Below are 18,515 nucleotides of genomic sequence, written 5' to 3' on the forward strand. Positions count from 1 at the left end.
CGGCGGGCAGCCGCGGCGCTTACATGCGGTAGACGAAGGACAGCATGGCGGTGCGGCCCGTGCCGGGAACCGCGCGCCCGCCGTCCGACGCAATCAGCGCATCGTAGTACTTCTTATCGAACACATTGAACAGGTTCAGGCGCACATCGTACTTGGGCTGGTGATAGGCCACCATCGCGTCCCAGCGCACGTAGCCGCCGACCTGCACGGTGTTGGTATTGTTGGCGAAGCGCTCCGACATATAGTATGCGCCGCCGCCCACCTCCCATTCGGGCAGCACGCGGTAGCTGGTCCACAGCGTCGCGGTGTGCTTGGGCGTGTTGGCGGGCACCATGCCCTGCGTGCCGGCACCGATGCCGTTCACGATCTGGGCGTCGAGATAGGTGTAGCCGGCGAAGACCTGCCACTTGCTGGTGATGCGGCCCGTGGCGCCCGCGCGGAAGCCGCGCACGCGGATCTTGCCGGTCAGCGCATACGTGGTCGAATCGATCTGGGTGCGCGCATTGTCCTTGGTGATGTCGAACAGCGCCGAGTCCAGCGACAGGTCGCCGCCCATCAGGTCCCATTTGCCGCCCACTTCGTAGGACTTGTTCTTTTCAGGGTCCAGGTTCTGCTGCCCGGTGGTGGCGGTCAGCTGTTCCAGCGAGGGGTTGAATGAGGTGCCGTAGGAGACGTAATAGGACTGTGCCTCGGTCGGCTGCCAGATGCCGCCCAGGCGCACGCTGGTGAAGTTGACGGTCTGCTGGGCGTTGGCCAGCGCCGTGCTGAAGAAAGGAGCGCCCGCGCTGTTGCCCGAATTGATCGAATTGGTGACGCTGGCGGTGTAGCGGTCGTAGCGTACGCCGGCAACGGCCTTCCACTGCTTGGAGAACTCGATCGAGTCGTTCACATAGGCTGCCACCGTGTTGGCCGAGGCACCCTGCAAGTTGCCCGGCGTGCTCGCCGCGTTGGACGGCGAGGTGGTGTACGGCGGGTTGACCACCGGTTCGCACGCCACGAAGCCCGACGTGACCGCCGTCTTTCCTGTCACCAGCGGCTGGCCGTTGCAAGTGCCGTTGCGGTAGTAGTTCTGGTTGTTATAGCCGTCGTGGCCGAGCTCTGCGCCCAACAGCAGGGTGTGCTTGACCGAACCGGTGTCGAAGTTGGCTGTCAGCTCGGTCTGGTTGAAGATCGAGTAGTCGCGGATCTTGCGGTCGTGGCTCTGCAGGCGCACGAACAGCTGGTCCAGCGGCAGCGCGCTGACGGTCAGGGGCGTGAAGCCGCCTGCGCCGACGGTGCCCACCGAGTTGGGGGCAGTTTCGCGGGCATCGGTCTCCACATAGTTGAATTGCGTCTGGTTGCGCAGCTTCAGGTTGGGCGAGAACTTGTGGGTGATGCCGGCGTTGAGCGAGGCGATGTCCTGGTTGGTGCGGTCGTCCGTGAAGCCGTAGAAGGTATTGCGGTTGACGTTGACCGGGTGCCCGTTGAGGTTCGGCACGCCGTAGTCCGGCATGTCGTGATTGTGCTGGAGCAGGGCGGACAGCGTGATCTCGGTCGAGGTGCCGATGCCGGCGCGCCACGAGGGGGCGATGCCGAAGTCCTGCACCGTCATCTGGTCGCGCGTGCTGGGCTTGCCGTTCTGCGCCATGGCCGAGATGCGGAAGGCGGAAGTATCCGAGGTCGGCGTGTTGTAGTCGGCGGTGGCGCGCACCAGGCCGTTGGTGGTGACCGAGCCGCTGACTTCGGTGGCTGCCTTCAGCGTTGGCTTCTTGGTGACCTGGTTGATCGCGCCGCCGGTAGAGCCGCGGCCGAACAGCATCGAGGAGGGCCCCATCAGCACCTCCACCTGTTCCAGCGCAAAGGTGTCGCGATAGTACTGGCCACGGTCGCGGAAACCGTCCAGGTAGACGTCGGTGCGAGCGGAGAAGCCGTTCAGGTTGATGTTGTTGCCGATCGCGCTGCCCTCGGCGGCGCCGATCGTGATGCCGGGCACATTGCGCAGCGCCTCGGCGAGCGAGTTGGCACCCTGCGCCTCCATCAGGGCCTTGTTCACCACGGTCACCGATTGCGGCACGTCGTGCAGGTCCTCGGGCAGCTTGCTGATGGAGCTGCGCACGGCGTTGTAGTCGTCGCGGCTGCCGCTGCCCTGCACGACCACTTCCTGCAGCGTGGTAGCACCTGCGGCGGGCGCAGCGGGTGCAGGCTGGGCTTGTTGGGCGAGGGAGGCGACGGGGGCGGCGAAGAGGGCGAGCAGCGCGGTGGCGATCGGGGTGCGGCGGTTCATTTCGGATGGTCTGGTCTGGTCGGCCCTGCCCGAGCGGCGCCCGCTTGATCGCGTGGCTGCCGCTATCCGGTGGCGCGGGCCGAGGCTGCGGCATGTGCGGAATCGGCGTCGCGAAATATAAATGCGAATGATTTTCGTTGCAATTTGCGTTGCGCGTTTGAGACAGACAATATGAGAACAATCTGAATGTATTTAAGATAGATCATCTGTCATCATTTCTGACGCTGATACGGGGCATCCAGTGCAAATAAGAGTCTCATAATGCTCATATTGGCAGGCGGCAGGCAGCAAAAAGGCCCGCGCGAAGGCGGGCCTGTGCATACATTGGCCGCAGCATGCTGCGGCGGTACTTGAAAAAATCGATCAGTCCGCGCTCATGTTCGCGTTTTTCGCGATACGTCCCAGGCGCTCGCGCTCGGACTTGATGAAGGCCACGAAGCTCTCCACCGAGCCACCCGCGGGCTCGATGCCGTTGGGCAGCAGGCGCTCTCGCGTTTCCTGGGTCTGCATGGCCGCGCTCATTTCCGCGTTCAGCTTTTTCAGGATGGCCGGGTCGGTGCCCTTGGGCGCGAACAGGCCCGCCCAATGGCCGATCCGAACTTCGGGCATGCCTTGCTCGGCCGTGGTCGCAATGTTCGGCGCCGCGCTCATGCGCTTGTCCCAGGTCGCGCCGAGCGCCTTCAGCTTGCCGGCCTTGATCTGCGGCAGCACCACCACGCTTGCCTCGGAGGTGGCCGCCACCTGGCCGCCGATCACCGCGGTGATGCTCTCCGAACCGCTCTTGTACGGCACCGGGGTCAGCACCGCGCCTTTCTCCTTGAGCATCTCCTCGACGAAGTGGGGCGTGCTGCCGCTGCCCGCGGTGGCGAAGTTGACGCCGCCCGACTGCTTCTTCGAGTACGCCACCAGTTCCTTCAGGTTGTTCGCCGGCAGCGACGGCGCGGCGACAATCACCGAGGGGCTCACGGCGATCAGCGAGACCGGCACCAGGTCGTCGGATGCGTAGGGCATCTTGGTGCGGATCAGCTCATTGGTCACGGTGCCCACCGCGCCAACCAGGAAGGTGTAGCCATCGGGTTTGCTCTTGGCCACGTAGTCGGCGCCGACGATGCCGCCCGCGCCGGGACGGTTCTCGATCAGTACGGTCTGGCCCAGGCGCTTGCTGACCGCGTCCGCCGCGGCGCGCGCGACCAGGTCGTTGGCGCCGCCGGGCGTGAACGGCACGACGAACTTCACCACGTGCGTGGGCCATGCGTCGGTAGCGTGGGCGGCGGTGGCCGGCGCGAGGGCTGCTGCGAGCAGCGGTGCGGCGATGGCCAGGGCACGGCCGGTGGTGGAAATGCGCATCAGGGTCTCCTTGGACTGTTCTGGAATGACCGCGCGCGAAGGTTGCCTGAAGGGCAGGAAGGGGATCGCCCGCGGGATCGAGCGATCATACCCAGCGAAGCTGTCAATCCGCTGAATGCGCGCCCGTTCCGGCGCGCACCAGGCCGGCGGTGCCGCAGCGCCTGGCGTGCGCGTTGCCGCCCGGATTTGCACCGGGCAGGGGCGGCTAGCGGTCGCGCACCCAGGTCTGCGTGCGGCCGATCAGGCTGATGCCGATGAAGCCGCGCACGTTCAGCTTGCTGCCGCCGTCGGCGAGCGACATCTTGCTCTTGTAGATCTTGCCGTTCTCGGGGTCGAGGATTTCGCCGCCGCTCCATTCGTTGTCGCCCGTCTTGCGCAGGCCGGTCAGGATCGTCATGCCGATCACGGGCTGGTCCTTGCGCGCGTCGGTGCACTTGTCGCACACCGTGGACTTCACCTCCCCCTCGACAAAGCTCTTGAGCACCTTGCCGCTGTAGACCCCGTCCTTCTCGCTGATCTCGATCAGTCCCCGCGGCTTGCCGGAGGTGTCATCGATGGTCTTCCAGACGCCGGCGGGTGTCGCCTGTGCGAAGGCGGCGGCGCTGCCCAGCAGGGCGGCGGCGAGCATGGCGGCGCGCACGCCGCGGGTAATGCCGTGAGAGGTGTGATGGCGCATCGGGATCTCCTGTTCTGGTTGCATGGCGGGCGAGCGGACTGGCGCTGCCTGGCGCTGCCTGGTGCTGCCTGGTGCTGCCTGGTGCTGCGATAAGCCCGTTCGCGACCCTGCGGCCGACGCGCGGGGAACGGGCACGCTTGCCAATCTACTGTCGGCGGCGCCGGACTGCAATCTCGGTGCGCGCTCGCGCAGACGCTGGCCCGGCTTTCGGCATCGGCTGGAAACGACCGCGTGGTGTGCCATCCAGGCTTTTCGTGGTGCAGCAAAAGAAGCGCCGGCGGCGAATCCGAGACATCCCTCTAGTGTGAGAGCGGGCCTGACACGCAGCTGCGCCATCGGAGCCGCAAGCGGGCAGCGCGCATGGACTCGTGCGGCGGCGGCAGCGGACCCGGTGCGCGGGCCGTCCCTCGTATGCGCGCGCAGCGCCGAGCGCGCACCTTGCGCGACAGTCGCGCGATCGCCTTGCGTCGACGCACGCATGCCGAGCGCGGCTTCGCATCGATGCGCGACTTGCTCCGGTGCATGCCGCGCATGCAGTGCGTGTTGCATGGGTCCGCGACGCGCGTGCATCGACGTGTCGCGATGCGATGCTGTCGCAAACCGTTGCGTGGACGCATCACTTCCATCGTCATACGTCGCGTGTCCGCGACATGCGCTGCGCACTGCGAGCGTGGCTGTCTTGCGTGCCTTCGCGCATCGACGCGTTTGCATGCCGTCTGTGACAGCACGCGCGCAGCGACTCGAGCGTGCCCGTGTTCGAGATGAGCGATGGCGCAGGCAATCACGTGCCCACAGGCATCGCGCGCGAATCCGCGCTGCAACCCGGAGAGCCTTTATCCATGCGGTTCTCGAGCTTGTGCTGTGATCTCTTGCGGTGGTGTTCGGCAGATGGCCGCAAGCATTGCGAGCGCGATGCGCGAGGTATGGCTGGCGCGCGCGACGACTCTCGCGCGAGCGTGCGAATCGACTCGACTCAGCATGCGCGCGAGGTCGATCGTCACGGCGATTCGCGTCTCGACTTCGCGTCGCACGATCGCATCGATGCGTGCGACAGGTCGATGCGAAGTCGAGATAGATCGCATCAACATTGCACGCAAGTTTTTTTGCACTTTTTTCTTAACATCATGGAGCAAACGAATTATGATTCGCCTTGACAAGAGTCTCACTTCATTGCAAGGAAGCAAGACGCAGGAACGAATGACGATGGCGATGCGTTTTGAAGATGCAGTGATGCAGGTAACCGAGGAACACTAGAACGTTGACGCAGACCAGGCCGGGATGGCTTATCAAAATGCGTGCAGTCTCTTGTGCCCCGGAAACGGGTTGGGTCAGCTACCCCCGAATGAATGCCGTCTGCCATGCGCGAGGCCGAGCCCGCATGACAGGCTTGCCGACCGATATCTCCTCATACCAGGCCGGGCGCCGACTCGAAGAGCGGCGCAGGCAAATCGAATATTCCAGGGCGCGGCAAGCGTCGGAAATCCGGATGCCGGTTTCCCGCTGCCGTGATCGTGCCGCCTCGAGCGGCACGCCTGACACCGAATTCATTAGCGTGCGGCCGCTGTCCGGCAGCGCGCCGATGAATCGCTCGCTCGACTGGGGCCGCTGCAAGGTAGTAGGCCTCGGGTCGGTCGGGTCGCCAAACTAGGTCATTCGATATTCACTAGCCAGTGAAGGAGTTATCCATGGCAACGACTGCTAAGAAGAAACCGGCGGCTAAGAAGGCCGCCAAGCCCGCCGCCAAGAAGGCCGCGGCACCGGCCAAGAAGGCCGCAGTGAAGAAGGTCGCCGCCACGAAGGCAGCACCGGCCAAGAAGGCCGCGGTGAAGAAGGTTGCCGCCAAGAAGGCAGCGCCCGCCGCCAAGAAGGCCGCAGTGAAGAAGGTTGCTGCCAAGAAGGTTGCGGTGAAGAAGGTTGCCGCCAAGAAGGCCGCACCGGCCGCCAAGAAGGCTGCAGTGAAGAAGGTTGCCGCCAAGAAGGTTGCGGTGAAGAAGGTTGCCGCCAAGAAGGCAGCAGCGCCGGCCAAGAAGGCCGCGGTGAAGAAGGTTGCCGCCAAGAAGGCCGCGGCACCGGCCAAGAAGGCCGCAGTGAAGAAGGTTGCAGCCAAGAAGGCAGCAGCACCGGCCAAGAAGGCTGCTGCGCCCAAGAAGGCCGCTGCGCCCAAGAAGGCTGCTGCTCCCAAGAAAGCTGCTGCGCCCAAGGCTGCCGCTGCTCCCAAGGCTGCTGCTCCCAAGGCCGCTGCTGCTCCCAAGAAGGCTGCAGCCCCCAAGAAGGCCGCCGCCAAGAAGGCAGCCCCTGCCGCCAAGCCTGCCGCTGCTCCCGCAGTGGCGCCTGCTGCAGACTGCCAAGACGGCCCTGAACCCGGCTGCGGCCTGGCCGTTCCCGACGGGCAACCGTCCGTAAGCGCGCCTTGCCGGTGTCCGTTCACGGTCACCGGCTGTTGCCAGGCACGCGTCGCGTGCCGCCATGACCGAATACCGCGTATCCGGTCAGCAGGACGGCTAGTCTTGCCAACCCGCCGCAGGCACCAGCCCGGCGGGTTTTTCTTTGGGCGCCGCGCCGGCGCCTCCCGTGCTCCGGGCATTCACGAGGACCCAATGAAAAGCGCCGCGCCCTTGCGGGTCGCGGCGCCCTGGCCGGAGCAGCCGGCTGTGCGTCAGTGCGTGACGCGCGTGATGCCACCGGAGGACAGCAGGCGCACGCGCTCGCCCGGGCGGAACAGCTCGTCGGCCTCCTGGGTGATGGCGTGCATATCGCCGTTCTCCAGGCGCACCGTGATCTCCAGGGCGCGGCGCTGGTTGATCTTGTTCTCGGCGGCGCTGCCGGCGATGCCGCCCAGCACTGCGCCGAGAATGCCGGCGGCCACCGAACCGTTGCCGCTGCCGATCAGGCTGCCGGCCGCGACGCCACCGATGGCGCCGCCCGCGATGGTGCCCGCGCCGGTCTGGTTGCCCTGGATCGTCACCTCGCGCACCGATTCCACGACGCCGTAGCGTATCGTCTGCTCGCGCTGGGCCTGCGCGCGCGAGTAGACGCTGTTCGAGTTCGATTCCGTGGCGCAGCCGGCCATCAGGGTTGTGGCTGCGAGCACGGCGGCGGTGCCGATGCGGAGCTTCTGATTCATGGTGTGTCCCGAAAAAACTACGCGTAGTTGTATCCGAAGGCCGCCTGGAAGCGGTCACGGATTTCCTCTTGCGAGGGCTTGTGGTTTTGCGGGCCCTGGTGCGCGATCTTGATCGAGCCCATCAGGCTGGCGAGGCGCCCGGTGGTCTCCCAGTCGAGGCCGTTCTCGATGCCGTAGAGCAGGCCGCCGCGGAAGGCGTCGCCACAGCCGGTCGGGTCGACGATCCGTTCCGCCGGCACGGCGGGAATACTGTACTTGCGCCCGTCGGCGTAAATGCTTGCGCCCTGTTCGCCATGCGTAACGATGAAGGCGCGCACCTTGGCGGCGACATCTTCGCTGCGCCAGCCGCTGCGCGACAGCAGCACCTGCGCCTCGTAGTCATTGACCGTCACGTAGCTGGCGAGTTCAACGAACTGGCGCAGGTCCTCGCCGCCGAACAGCGGCATCGCCTGGCCCAGGTCGAAGATGAAGGGCACGCCTGCCTCGGCGAATTCCTGGGCGTGGTGAAGCATGCCTTCGCGGCTGTCGGGGGCGACGATGCCCAGCTTCGGCGGCGTGGTGCCGCGCACTGCCTCCAGCACGCTGGACAGTTGCGACTGGCTCATCGCGCCGGGGTGGAAGGCGGTGATCTGGTTGTTGTCCAGGTCGGTGGTGATCATCGCCTGCGCCGTGAAGGTGTCCGGCAGCGTGCGGATATAGGTGGTGGGAATGCCGAGCTGCTTCAGGTATTGCAGGTAGGGTTCGGCGTCGGCGCCGACCGTGGCCATGACCAGCGGATCGCCGCCCAGCAGCTTGAGCGTGTAGGCGATATTCCCCGCGCAGCCACCGAATTCGCGACGCATGCCCGGCACCAGGAAGGAAACGTTGAGCATGTGGATCTGGTCCGGCAGGATATGCTCGCGGAACCGTCCTTCGAAGGTCATGATGGTGTCGTAGGCGACGGAGCCGCAAATCAGGCTGGCCATTCTTTCTCCAGGGGGAATTCGGTAAGGTGGGGTGGCATGGCGCGGCACGCGCGGGAGGCGCGCGTGCCGGACGGGAAGGCTTACTTCAGGGCGCTTACTTCAGGGCGGCGATCGCGGCGTCGTAGCTCGGCTCGGACTTGATTTCCGGCACCAGCTGGCTGTACGTGACGGTGTCGTTCTCATCGAGCACGACCACCGCGCGCGCGGTCAGGCCGGCCAGCGGGCCGGTCTGGATGTCCACGCCGTAATTGGTCTTGAACTCGGCGCCGCGCATCAGCGACAGCGTCACCACGTGGTCCAGGCCTTCGGTCGTGCAGAAGCGGCCCATGGCGAAAGGCAGGTCGGCCGAGATGGTCAGCACCACGGTGTTGGCGAGCTTGCCTGCGGCTTCGTTGAAGCGGCGGGCCGATGCCTGGCACACCGGGGTGTCGAGGCTGGGAACGATGTTCAGGATCTTGCGCTTGCCGGCGAAGTCTTCCAGCTTGACGTCCTTCAGGTCCTTGCCGACCAGCGAGAAGGATGCGGCTTTCTCGCCTGCCTGGGGAAACTTGCCGCCGACTTCGATCGGGTTGCCGCCGAGGGTCACGTTGCTCATATTGGCTCCTGTGTGGAAAAGCGGGCCCGCGTGCGTGCATCAAACGGCGCGCGGCGAGCCCGAAGAATTCAGGGATAGAAAAGCAGCACGCGGTAGTTGGCTGGCGCCTGCTGCGTCCGGAATCGTACCCGAACCGCCAGTTCCGTGCCGGCCCGCATGCCGTAGACGGCGAATGCGCGTTGCGCGGGAGAGAGGTACTCGGCGGGCTGGAGCACGCGCCGCAGCAGCAGCTGGTCCTGCAGGTCGGTCATCACCAGTTCGATGGCCGGCAGCGCGGTGGTGGCGCGGCCCTGGTTGCGCAGCGTGACGCTGAGCAGGTAGGCGTCGCTGCCTTCATCCTGCTTCTGCAGTTGCGAGGTGTCGATGCGCAGGGCATCGAGGTCGCGCCAAGGCGGCACGGTGCAGCCCAGCGGCGCGCATGCCGATTCCAGCACGGGGCGCAGCACGGGAAAGTGCCCGGCGAGCTGCGAGCGGGCCAGGTAGGCGACTTGCGCCGCGGCGGCCAGCCCCAGCAAGGCCGCGCCGGCCACCAGCCAGGCGCGCTTGCCTGCGCGGCGCGCAGGGGGCGCCTCGCGCGTGCGCGCATGGCGCAGAAAGTCGGGCGCGAACACGGCGGCCGGCGGCTCCTCCTGGCGCGTCCAGCGGCGCGTGGTCTGTTCGCGCGCAATGGCGGTGGGCGAGCCGTCGATGGCGTCCGGCGTGCTTTCGTTGCGCAGATAGCCACCCACACCGCGCGTGGCGGGATTGCCGGCGGGGGCCGCTTCAGCTTCGCTTCCCGCTGTGGGCGTGGCTTGTGCGGGCGCGCCCGGCGGCAGGGTGACCTCGATGCCGGCCGTTGCCGCGGATGGCGCTTGCGGGCCGGCGCGCGACGACGCGCGCGCGGGATCGTCCAGCGCGCCGGATTCGATCGCGGGCCATGCGGGGGAGGCGGGGGCGTGCGTGGCGGAAGCTGCCGGCATGTGCGCTTCGCGCGCCATGGTGGCGGCATCGGTGCGGCCTGCTGCCTGTTCCTCGTCTTCCGCGTCTTCCTCGTCTTCCGCGGCACGTGCTGCCACGATCGCGGCTGGAGTGTCCGCAGCCGCTTCCGACGCGGCTTCCATGGTTGTTTCCGCAGCTGTTTCCGATCCCGCTTCCGGTACCACTTCGGTCGTGGTGCCTGGCGCGCCCATCATCATCGTCGGCGCGTCCAGTGCCGGCACGTCATAGCCCGGGTCGTAACCCGGATCGAAGGGCGGCGCGGTCCGGGGTGTCTCCTCCGGCTCGTCATATGCCGGCGATACCGGCGGCATTTGCGGCGCGGTTCGGGCGTAGGCCTGGTCGGGGGCGGCGCTGTGGCCGCGTGTGTCGGCCGCGGTACCGAAGGGCGCCGCAGGCCCGGCATGCGCCGCGGCCGCGGGGGAGGCCGCCGGCACGGGCACTTCGATCAGGTGCCGGCGGGCGTCGAATACGGTGTCGCAGCGGCCGCAGCGTACCAGGCCTTCACGCAGCCGCAGCTGGTCGGCCACAAGGCGGAAGGCCGTGCGGCATGCCGGGCAGCGCGTGACAAGCTTGGCGGCAGCCATGTGAGGGCTTCAGGCGCGGGTGCCGTGCAGGCAGACCCAGCCTTCCTCGCTGCGCCACACGCTGAGCGCCAACCAGGGCGCATAGGCGGCGGCGACCTCGTCGGCCTGCCGCTCGAGCACGCCGGACAGCACCAGGCGGCCGCCCGGGCGCACGCGCGCGCTGAGCATGGCCGCCATCAGCTTGAGCGGGTTGGACAGGATGTTGGCCACGACCAGGTCGTAGGTGGCGTCCGACACCGTTTCCGGCAGCGCGAAGCTGGCCTCGACTTGGTTGCGCTCGGCGTTGTAGCGCGAGGCTTCCACGGCGTTGGGATCGATGTCGATGCCGATGGTGTCGCCCGCACCCAGCTTCTTGGCGACGATGGCCAGGATGCCGGAGCCGCAGCCGTAGTCGAGCACGGTTTCGCCCTGCTTCAGGTTCTGCTCCAGCCACTGCATGCACAGCCGCGTGGTCGGGTGGCTGCCTGTGCCGAAGGCCAGGCCGGGGTCCAGTTCCAGCACCACCGCATCGGGTTCCGGGGCATCGTGCCAGGAGGGCACCACCCAGATGCGCTCGCCGATGCGGATGGGCTCGAACTGCGATTGCGTCAGCCGCACCCAGTCCTGGTCCTCGACGGCGCGCAGCACGTAGGGCGGGAGCGGGTCGACGCCGAGCGCGTTGGCGGCCGCGGCCACCACCAGTGCGGGGTCCAGGCTGTCATCGAACAGCGCCACCACGCGCGAGCGGTTCCAGGCCAGGCGCTTGGGCTCCAGCCCGGGCTCGCCGAACAGCGGTTGCTCGTCGGGCGTGTCGGCATCGGCGTCCTCCACCGAAACCGACAACGCGCCAAGATCGAACAGCGCATCGGACCAGGCTTCGGCCTGATCTTCGGCGATCTCGATCACACATTCCTGGAATGCCACGGATGATCCTTCTAATAACCGGTGAGCGGCGCGCGGAGTGGCGCCTGGGTCGGATGGCGGCCCGGGCGCTGCCGGGCCTGCCATAGCCGCCAGTATGACATGGCGGCGGGAGGGAGGGCCGGGATCATCCCGGCCCGGCCTGCTGGCGGCGACGGGCCTCAGGCCTTGTCGCCCTTGGCGACTTCCTTCTGCTGCAGGCGGTGCTCCAGGTAGTGGATGCTGGTGCCGCCTTCGACGAAATTGGCGTCGAGCATCAGCTCGCGGTGCAGCGGCACATTGGTCAGGATGCCGTCCACCACCATCTCCGACAGCGCGATGCGCATGCGGGCGATGGCCTGCTCGCGCGTGGCGCCGTAGGTGATGATCTTGCCGATCATCGAGTCGTAGTTGGGCGGCACGAAATAGCCGTCATAGGCGTGGGAATCGACGCGCACGCCCGGGCCACCCGGCATGTGCCAGGCGGTGATGCGGCCCGGCGAGGGGAAGAACTTGAACGGGTCTTCGGCGTTGACGCGGCATTCGATCGCATGGCCGCGCAGCTGCACGTCCTTCTGGCGGAAGCGCAGCTTCTCACCGAAGGCGATGCGGATCTGTTCCTGCACGATGTCGATGCCGGTGATCATCTCGGTGACCGGGTGCTCGACCTGCACGCGCGTGTTCATCTCGATGAAGTAGAACTCGTTGTTCTCGTACAGGAATTCGAAGGTGCCGGCGCCGTGGTAGCCGATCTTCTTGCACGCCTCGGCGCAGCGGTCGCCGATGCGCTCGATCAGGCGGCGCGGGATGTGGGGTGCCGGCGCTTCCTCGATCACCTTCTGGTGGCGGCGCTGCATCGAGCAGTCACGCTCGCCCAGCCAGATGGCCTGCTTGTGCTGGTCTGCCAGGATCTGGATCTCCACGTGGCGCGGATTCTCCAGGAACTTCTCCATGTAGACCTCGGGGTTGCCGAAGGCACGGCCGGCTTCTTCGCGCGTCATGTTGACGGCGTTGATCAGCGCAGCCTCAGTGTGCACCACGCGCATGCCGCGGCCGCCGCCGCCGCCGGCGGCCTTGATGATCACCGGATAGCCGACGCGGCGGGCGATGGCGATGACCTCCTTCGGGTCCTCCGGCAGTGCGCCTTCAGAGCCGGGCACGCAGGGCACGCCCGACTTGATCATGGCTTGCTTGGCCGAAACCTTGTCGCCCATCAGGCGGATGCTGTCGGCGGTCGGGCCGATGAAGACGAAGCCGGACTTTTCCACGCGCTCGGCGAAGTCGGCGTTCTCCGACAGGAAGCCGTAGCCCGGGTGGATGGCCTGGGCGTCGGTGACCTCGGCGGCCGAGATGATGGCCGGCATATTGAGGTAGGACTGCGGCGAGGGCGCGGGGCCGATGCAGACAGCCTCGTCCGCCAGCTTGACGTACTTGGCTTCTTTGTCGGCTTCCGAATAGACCACCACGGTCTTGATGCCGAGCTCGCGGCAGGCGCGCTGGATGCGAAGGGCGATTTCGCCGCGGTTCGCGATCAGGATTTTTTCAAACATGGTATGTCTCAGCGAGAACTGGGCGGCGAGGCCGCATTGCACAGCAGTGCGCCGGGCGCATGGCCCTGCAATCGGGCCGATGCCGGCGCGGCGCGGCCGCCCTTCGACTCCCCGACCAGGCGGCCGCGTGGAGCGCGATGGGCGGGCGCCCTGGCTTGCCGGTCAGGATCAGCCGACGACGAACAGGGGCTGGCCGTATTCGACCGCCTGGCCGTTCTCGACCAGGATTTCCTTGATCACGCCGGCCTTGTCGGCCTCGATCTCATTGAGCAGCTTCATCGCTTCGATGATGCAGACGGTCTGGCCTTCCTTGACGGTGTCGCCCACGCTGACGAAGGGCGCGGCGCCCGGCGACGGCGCCCGGTAGAAGGTGCCCACCATCGGCGAGGTGATCACGTGGCCGGCCGGCAGCTGGGGCGTGCCCGGATCGGCCGGAGCAGCCACGGCCGGGACCGGCGCGGCGGCGACCGCTTGTACCTGGGGGAACATCTGGGGCGCAGCCACGATCTGGGGCGGCGCCTTGACGATGCGCACCTTGCCCTCGCCTTCGGTCACTTCCAGTTCGGAGATGCCCGATTCGGCCACCAGGTCGATCAGCGTCTTGAGCTTGCGCAGGTCCATCTTCTATTCCTCCAATCGGGTTGTCCGGCCGCCGCCAGGAAGGGCAACGACGGAAAAAATTATTTGCGGCCGCTTCCGGCCTCGCCGCGCACGGCGGAGCAAGGCGCGTCGCGCGCCATCTTTCGTCTTTTGCTGCGAACAGCGGGTGCTCAGGTCCCCGGCGGCGCTTCCTGCCACAGCGCGTAGTCCAGCGCGAGCAGATAGCCGTGCCAGCCCAGCCCGCAAATCACGCCGACCGCCAGGTCGGAGAAATAGGAGTGATGGCGGAAACTTTCGCGGCGATGCACATTGGACAGATGCACCTCCACGAAGGGGATGGCCACCCCGGCCAGCGCGTCGCGCATGGCCACGCTGGTGTGCGTGTAGGCGGCCGGGTTGATGATGATGAAGTCCACGCCTTCGCTGCGCGCCGCGTGGATGCGGTCGACCAGCGCGCCTTCGTGGTTGGACTGAAAGCTGCTGAGTGCCAGGCCGGCCTTCGTGGCGCGCTGTGCCAGCGCGGCGTCGATGTCGGCAAGGGTCGTGTGCCCGTAGGTTTCCGGCTCCCGGGTGCCCAGCAGATTCAGGTTTGGCCCGTGCAGGACCAGTACCTTGCGGTAGCCAGTCTGAGCGTCGGTTTGAGCGGGTAGCGGTCACGGCAGCTCGACCATTTCAACGAAATTGCGCGGAGGTTACCGTAGCTTAGAGGGATTTGTCTAGCGCGAGATACAAGGTATGGGGTAAATCCGAGGACTTCTCGGAGCTATGGGGTGTCGAATCTTGCACTTTTCGGCGCGGGCGCCGAAGTTGCGTCAAGATCCGGGGAGATTCCCCGGGTTCGGCGCAATTCGGCGAATTTTGCTGTCCGCTGCCGTCCGATGCCTTAGGCCTTGGGCAGAACCGCCCGCAGTTCGTCGGCCGTCACCCGGCCGAGCTTGCGGAACTGCACGGTGCCGTCGGGCGTGATCACCACCGTGTAGGGCAGGCCGCCCGCTGCGTTGCCGAAGTTGCGCGCGAGTTCGGTGCCGGCGAAGCCGGCCACGGCCAGTGGGTAGTCGACCGGCACTTTCTTGAGGAACTGCTGGATGTTGCTGGCCGAATCGATGCCGATGCCGACGAATTCCACCTTGCTGCCGGCGAACTCACGGTGCAGCGCGGTCAGGTCGGGCATCTCCTCGACGCAGGGGCCGCACCAGGGCGCCCAGAAATTGACCACCAGCGTCTTGCCCCGCAGCGCGGCCAGGTCGAGACCCGCGCCGGCCGGATCGGGCAGCTTGGCCTGGAAGAAGGCTTCGACGGCTTGATCGGTCGCCGGTTTCGGCGTGAAGACGTAGTGGCTGGCCAGCACGCCGGCCAGCGTGGCCAGCAGGATGGCAGGCAGCCAGATCCACAGGCGCGAACGCCGGGGGGCGGGAGATGGGGTCATGTCTTGCCGCTAGCTTGGTGGTTCGCCCCGGGGAGGGCGGGGTCAGTCACGTGGCGCCTCGGCGGCCTGGCTGCTCTCAGCGGCCGTGGCCAGCAGGGCGCGCACGGCGTTCAGGTCGGCCCGGGCGATCCGGCCGCTGGCATCGGCGCGCACTGCGCCGCGCTCATCGTCCGCATCATACAGTGCTATATGGATGCCGACGGGTGCGCCAAGTTCCGCGCGCACCTCGGCCGCCAGCGCGCGCGCCTCGCGCCCGGCCGGCCACTGGCCGCGCCACAGGAAGCTGAGTGTTTCCACCTCGCCGCGTCCCGCGAAATGCCGGGTCTCGCTGGTGTCGAAGTCCACGCCGGCATTGAGCAGGTGCAGGGCGACGTCCTTGGCGCTGTCGCAGAAGCATTGCAGATAGACATCGGAATGCTCGGTGGCGGTGCCGTTGAGGGCGGCGCCGACCAGATAAGGGCGGAAGCCGGCCAGTTCGGCCATGACCAGCGCGGCCAGCCGGCGCAGCAGCGCCAGGATGCGGGGCTGGCTGTCTGAGTGGAAGAGCGCCTGGTAGGCGCGTACCTCTTCTTCCACCATGTCGTTGTCGGGCAGCCACTCGCCGGCCACGCGCACGTCGCCCAGCAACTGGCGCACGGCCTTGCGCTTGGCCGTGGCGTAGTCGGCACCGTCTTCCGCGATCATGCGGGCGGCGGCCTGGGCGATTTCCTCGCGCAGGCGGGCGGGGTCGGAGGGCAGGCGTCTGGACATGTCATGATGATACCGGAGCCGGCCCGCGCCACTGCCGCGCCGGCGCGGGTCCATCCGGATCGGTCCGGATGCCGCACTGCAGCGAAGCGTGTGGACGCTCGGGTACAATGGCTGACCGTCCGGCGTCCGCGCCGGCCCACGCCATACCGGATTTCATGCACATCCACATCCTCGGCATCTGCGGCACCTTCATGGGCGGCCTGGCAGTGCTGGCCAGGCAGGCCGGCCACCGCGTGACCGGCTGCGACGCCAACGTCTACCCGCCCATGAGCACGCAGCTGCAGGCCCAGGGCATCGAACTGATCGAGGGCTTCGACCCGGCCCAGCTTGCGCTCGAACCCGACCTGTTCGTGATCGGCAATGTGGTCTCGCGGGGCAATCCGCTGATGGAGGCCATCCTCGACCGCAACCTGCCTTATATATCAGGGCCGCAATGGCTGGGCGAGCATGTGCTGGCCGGCCGCTGGGTGCTGGCGGTGGCCGGCACGCACGGCAAGACCACCACCACCTCGATGCTCGCCTGGATCCTGGAGGATGCCGGCTACCAGCCGGGCTTCCTGGTGGGCGGCGTGCCACAGAATTTCGGCGTGTCAGCGCGGCTGACCGATTCCGAGTTCTTCGTGATCGAGGCGGACGAGTACGACACGGCCTTCTTCGACAAGCGCAGCAAGTTCGTCCATTACCGCCCGCGCACCGCCATCCTGAACAACCTGGAATACGATCACGCCGACATCTTCCCCGATCTGGCCGCTATCGAGACCCAGTTCCATCACCTGGTGCGCACCGTGCCGCGCCAGGGGCGCCTGGTCGTCAACGGCATCGAGGAGAGCCTGGCGCGCGTGCTAGAACGCGGCTGCTGGAGCGAGGTCGAGACCTTCGGCGTGGGCAACTGGACCGAGCGCGACGCGGCCGGCGCCAGTTCGCAGGCGGACAGCGAAGCCTTCGAGGTGCTGCTGGACGAAACCTTGCAGGGCCGCGTCGAATGGGCGCTGCAGGGGGTGCATAACCGCATGAACGCGCTCGCCGCCATTGCCGCCGCCCGCCACGTGGGCGTGCCGGCGGCGCAGGCGATCGCCTCGCTGGCCCGCTTCGCCAATGTCAAGCGGCGCATGGAGGTGCGCGGCGAGGTCGGCGGCATCACCGTCTACGACGACTTCGCCCACCACCCGACCGCCATCCAGACCACCATCGGCGGCCTGCGCAAGCGCGTGGGCCAGGCCCGCATCCTGGCCGTGCTGGAGCCGCGCTCCAACACCATGAAGCTGGGCGTGATGAAGGCGCAACTGCCAGCCAGCCTGGAAGGCGCCGACCTGGTGTTCGGCTACGGCGCACCGAGCGGCAAGGACGCGCTGGGCTGGGACCTGGCCGGCGCGCTGGCGCCGCTGGGCGAGCGCGCCCGCGCCTTCGACGATCTCGAGGCCCTGGTGGCGGCCGTGACCGCCGCCGCCCGTCCGGGCGACCACGTGCTGGTGATGAGCAATGGCGGTTTCGGCGGCGTGCACCAGAAGCTGCTGGACGCGCTCGGCAAGCCGGCCGCCTGAGCCGGACGCCACGGACCCGCGCCATGCTGCTGTACCTGCACGGTTTCCGTTCCTCGCCGCGGTCGTTCAAGGCGCAGCTGATCCAGCAGCGCATGCGCGACCTGGGCCTGGGACGCTACTACGCCTGCCCGATGCTCGACGTCTCGCCGGCGCGCGCGATCGCCCAGGCCGAGGCGGCCATCGCCGCGGCGCGCGCCGGCGATGCCGACCAGCCGCTCGCCATCATCGGCTCCTCGCTGGGCGGCTACTACGCGCGCTGGCTGGGCGAGCGCCACGGTTGCCGCACGGTGCTGCTCAACCCTGCCGTCCATCCCTGGACCGACCTGGAATCCTACCTAGGCGCGCAGCCGCTGTGGCACGGTGGCGGCGAAGTGGTGGTCGAGCGCCGCCATCTGCAGGAATTGCTCGACCTGCGCGCCGACACGATCACCGCCCCCGAGCGCTACCTGCTGCTGGCCGCCACCGGCGATGAGGTGCTGGACTACCGTGAAATGGTGGCCGCTTTCCCGGGCGCCCACACCAGGGTGATCCAGGGCAGCGACCACGGCATCAGCGAGTTCGCTGACTACGTCGACGAGGTGCTGGACTTCTGCGGCTACGGGCCCGGCGGCAGCCGGCCCGGCCCATGAGCGGCGCCCACACGCGCCGCTGCGGCTGGACCACGAGCCTGGCCGCCGACGCGGCCCTCCCACCCAATCTGCGGCGCTGGGTCTGCGGCGACGGCTCGCTGACCGTGCGCCTGGTCGCCGCCAGCCTCGAGTTCCGCGTGCGCCGGCTGGCCCAGCGCATGGCGCTGCCGCTGGCCGACGAATGGCGGGCGCTGGGTGCGGCGCGGCCGGTGCCGGTGCTCGAGCGGGACGTGGTGCTGGTCTGCGACGGCGTGCCGGCCGTGTTCGCGCACACCGTCGTGCTGGCGCGCCATGCCCGGCGCGACTGGCCCTTCCTGCGCGGCCTCGGCGAGCGCCCGCTGGGCGGCGCGCTGTTCACCGACCCCCGCGTCAGCCGCGAGCCGTTCCAGTTTGCGCGCCTGCTGCCGCATCATCCGCTGCGCCAGCGGCTGCGCCACGCACTGCCCGGGCTGGCCACCGGCACCATGCTGCCCGCGCGCCGCTCCGTATTCCGGCGCGGCGCCGGCGTCATGCTCGTCACGGAGGTCTTTCTGCCGGACCTGCTGCGGCGAGCGGCTCCCGGGGACCGCGGCGCCAGACCGCGGCCCTCTTTTTCATCCTGACCAAAC

At 67.6% G+C, this 18,515-nt stretch carries 17 protein-coding genes and 1 pseudogene; 5 read left to right on the forward strand and 13 right to left on the reverse strand.

Annotated features, from left to right (window positions below):
• Positions 1–19: 19 nt before the first annotated feature.
• The 3 genes from AC1Z3O_RS01455 to AC1Z3O_RS01465 form a co-directional block, all read right to left on the reverse strand.
• Positions 20–2,263, reverse strand: coding sequence for a TonB-dependent receptor (locus AC1Z3O_RS01455; protein ID WP_483512940.1), 2,244 nt, complete (start codon positions 2,261–2,263; stop codon positions 20–22).
• Between the two features lie 363 nt (positions 2,264–2,626).
• The gene (locus AC1Z3O_RS01460; RefSeq protein ID WP_483512942.1) at positions 2,627–3,610 is read right to left on the reverse strand and encodes a Bug family tripartite tricarboxylate transporter substrate binding protein; all 984 of its coding nucleotides are present in this window, start codon (positions 3,608–3,610) and stop codon (positions 2,627–2,629) included.
• A gap of 205 nt (positions 3,611–3,815) precedes the next feature.
• Positions 3,816–4,286, reverse strand: a complete 471-nt coding sequence (locus AC1Z3O_RS01465; protein ID WP_483512944.1) for a DUF2147 domain-containing protein — start codon at positions 4,284–4,286, stop codon at positions 3,816–3,818.
• Between the two features lie 888 nt (positions 4,287–5,174).
• Here AC1Z3O_RS01465 and AC1Z3O_RS01470 point away from each other — a divergent pair.
• Together AC1Z3O_RS01470 and AC1Z3O_RS01475 are read left to right on the forward strand one after the other, a co-directional pair.
• The gene (locus AC1Z3O_RS01470) at positions 5,175–5,540 is read left to right on the forward strand and encodes a hypothetical protein (protein WP_483512946.1); all 366 of its coding nucleotides are present in this window, start codon (positions 5,175–5,177) and stop codon (positions 5,538–5,540) included.
• A gap of 431 nt (positions 5,541–5,971) precedes the next feature.
• Positions 5,972–6,689 (forward strand): annotated as a pseudogene (locus AC1Z3O_RS01475) (histone H1-like DNA-binding protein).
• A 253-nt stretch (positions 6,690–6,942) separates the two neighbouring features.
• Here AC1Z3O_RS01475 and AC1Z3O_RS01480 read toward each other — a convergent pair.
• From AC1Z3O_RS01480 to AC1Z3O_RS01525, 10 genes are all read right to left on the reverse strand, one after another.
• Positions 6,943–7,410, reverse strand: coding sequence for an outer membrane lipoprotein (locus AC1Z3O_RS01480; protein WP_483512948.1), 468 nt, complete (start codon positions 7,408–7,410; stop codon positions 6,943–6,945).
• A gap of 17 nt (positions 7,411–7,427) precedes the next feature.
• On the reverse strand, positions 7,428–8,375 hold the full coding sequence (locus AC1Z3O_RS01485) for a carbohydrate kinase family protein (protein WP_483512950.1): 948 nt from the start codon (positions 8,373–8,375) through the stop codon (positions 7,428–7,430).
• Positions 8,376–8,469: 94 nt separating this feature from the next.
• Positions 8,470–8,970, reverse strand: a complete 501-nt coding sequence (tpx, locus tag AC1Z3O_RS01490) for a thiol peroxidase (RefSeq protein ID WP_483512952.1) — start codon at positions 8,968–8,970, stop codon at positions 8,470–8,472.
• 68 nt (positions 8,971–9,038) lie between these two features.
• Complete coding sequence (locus tag AC1Z3O_RS01495) at positions 9,039–10,532, reverse strand: DUF3426 domain-containing protein (RefSeq protein ID WP_483512954.1); 1,494 nt, start codon at positions 10,530–10,532, stop codon at positions 9,039–9,041.
• A gap of 9 nt (positions 10,533–10,541) precedes the next feature.
• Complete coding sequence (gene prmA, locus AC1Z3O_RS01500; RefSeq protein WP_483512955.1) at positions 10,542–11,435, reverse strand: 50S ribosomal protein L11 methyltransferase; 894 nt, start codon at positions 11,433–11,435, stop codon at positions 10,542–10,544.
• A gap of 158 nt (positions 11,436–11,593) precedes the next feature.
• A complete protein-coding gene (gene accC / locus AC1Z3O_RS01505; protein WP_483512957.1) occupies positions 11,594–12,961 on the reverse strand; it encodes an acetyl-CoA carboxylase biotin carboxylase subunit in 1,368 nt (455 codons plus the stop codon).
• Between the two features lie 168 nt (positions 12,962–13,129).
• Entirely contained in the window at positions 13,130–13,582 is a 453-nt protein-coding gene (gene accB / locus AC1Z3O_RS01510; RefSeq protein ID WP_483512958.1) for an acetyl-CoA carboxylase biotin carboxyl carrier protein, read from the reverse strand.
• Positions 13,583–13,731: 149 nt separating this feature from the next.
• On the reverse strand, positions 13,732–14,169 hold the full coding sequence (gene aroQ, locus AC1Z3O_RS01515; RefSeq protein ID WP_483517490.1) for a type II 3-dehydroquinate dehydratase: 438 nt from the start codon (positions 14,167–14,169) through the stop codon (positions 13,732–13,734).
• Positions 14,170–14,444: 275 nt separating this feature from the next.
• Complete coding sequence (locus tag AC1Z3O_RS01520) at positions 14,445–14,987, reverse strand: TlpA family protein disulfide reductase (RefSeq protein ID WP_483512960.1); 543 nt, start codon at positions 14,985–14,987, stop codon at positions 14,445–14,447.
• Between the two features lie 42 nt (positions 14,988–15,029).
• The gene (locus tag AC1Z3O_RS01525; RefSeq protein ID WP_483512962.1) at positions 15,030–15,737 is read right to left on the reverse strand and encodes a UDP-N-acetylmuramate--alanine ligase; all 708 of its coding nucleotides are present in this window, start codon (positions 15,735–15,737) and stop codon (positions 15,030–15,032) included.
• Positions 15,738–15,892: 155 nt separating this feature from the next.
• Here AC1Z3O_RS01525 and mpl point away from each other — a divergent pair, with 155 nt between their 5' ends.
• From mpl to AC1Z3O_RS01540, 3 genes are read left to right on the forward strand one after another with little or no spacing between them, the layout of a single operon-like run.
• Positions 15,893–17,278, forward strand: a complete 1,386-nt coding sequence (mpl, locus tag AC1Z3O_RS01530; RefSeq protein ID WP_483512964.1) for a UDP-N-acetylmuramate:L-alanyl-gamma-D-glutamyl-meso-diaminopimelate ligase — start codon at positions 15,893–15,895, stop codon at positions 17,276–17,278.
• A gap of 23 nt (positions 17,279–17,301) precedes the next feature.
• The gene (locus AC1Z3O_RS01535; RefSeq protein WP_483512966.1) at positions 17,302–17,907 is read left to right on the forward strand and encodes a YqiA/YcfP family alpha/beta fold hydrolase; all 606 of its coding nucleotides are present in this window, start codon (positions 17,302–17,304) and stop codon (positions 17,905–17,907) included.
• Positions 17,904–18,509: a chorismate--pyruvate lyase family protein gene (locus tag AC1Z3O_RS01540; RefSeq protein WP_483512968.1), complete on the forward strand. Its 606-nt coding sequence runs from the start codon at positions 17,904–17,906 to the stop codon at positions 18,507–18,509. Before AC1Z3O_RS01535 ends, AC1Z3O_RS01540 begins: the two co-directional genes overlap by 4 nt.
• Positions 18,510–18,515 lie beyond the last annotated feature (6 nt).

It is taken from the genome of Cupriavidus sp. 09_S30 (assembly GCF_056930435.1).

Excerpts from the sequence above, each read along its gene's own strand:
- AC1Z3O_RS01470 (WP_483512946.1), top strand. The coding sequence starts at position 5,175 with ATGGCCGCAAGCATTGCGAGCGCGATGCGCGAGGTATGGCTGGCGCGC.
- AC1Z3O_RS01460 (WP_483512942.1), bottom strand. The coding sequence starts at position 3,610 with ATGCGCATTTCCACCACCGGCCGTGCCCTGGCCATCGCCGCACCGCTG.
- AC1Z3O_RS01525 (WP_483512962.1), bottom strand. The coding sequence starts at position 15,737 with ATGTCCAGACGCCTGCCCTCCGACCCCGCCCGCCTGCGCGAGGAAATC.
- AC1Z3O_RS01535 (WP_483512966.1), top strand. The coding sequence starts at position 17,302 with ATGCTGCTGTACCTGCACGGTTTCCGTTCCTCGCCGCGGTCGTTCAAG.
- AC1Z3O_RS01520 (WP_483512960.1), bottom strand. The coding sequence starts at position 14,987 with ATGACCCCATCTCCCGCCCCCCGGCGTTCGCGCCTGTGGATCTGGCTG.
- AC1Z3O_RS01480 (WP_483512948.1), bottom strand. The coding sequence starts at position 7,410 with ATGAATCAGAAGCTCCGCATCGGCACCGCCGCCGTGCTCGCAGCCACA.
- AC1Z3O_RS01540 (WP_483512968.1), top strand. The coding sequence starts at position 17,904 with ATGAGCGGCGCCCACACGCGCCGCTGCGGCTGGACCACGAGCCTGGCC.
- AC1Z3O_RS01495 (WP_483512954.1), bottom strand. The coding sequence starts at position 10,532 with ATGGCTGCCGCCAAGCTTGTCACGCGCTGCCCGGCATGCCGCACGGCC.
- tpx (WP_483512952.1), bottom strand. The coding sequence starts at position 8,970 with ATGAGCAACGTGACCCTCGGCGGCAACCCGATCGAAGTCGGCGGCAAG.
- AC1Z3O_RS01455 (WP_483512940.1), bottom strand. The coding sequence starts at position 2,263 with ATGAACCGCCGCACCCCGATCGCCACCGCGCTGCTCGCCCTCTTCGCC.
- accB (WP_483512958.1), bottom strand. The coding sequence starts at position 13,582 with ATGGACCTGCGCAAGCTCAAGACGCTGATCGACCTGGTGGCCGAATCG.
- accC (WP_483512957.1), bottom strand. The coding sequence starts at position 12,961 with ATGTTTGAAAAAATCCTGATCGCGAACCGCGGCGAAATCGCCCTTCGC.
- mpl (WP_483512964.1), top strand. The coding sequence starts at position 15,893 with ATGCACATCCACATCCTCGGCATCTGCGGCACCTTCATGGGCGGCCTG.
- AC1Z3O_RS01485 (WP_483512950.1), bottom strand. The coding sequence starts at position 8,375 with ATGGCCAGCCTGATTTGCGGCTCCGTCGCCTACGACACCATCATGACC.
- AC1Z3O_RS01465 (WP_483512944.1), bottom strand. The coding sequence starts at position 4,286 with ATGCGCCATCACACCTCTCACGGCATTACCCGCGGCGTGCGCGCCGCC.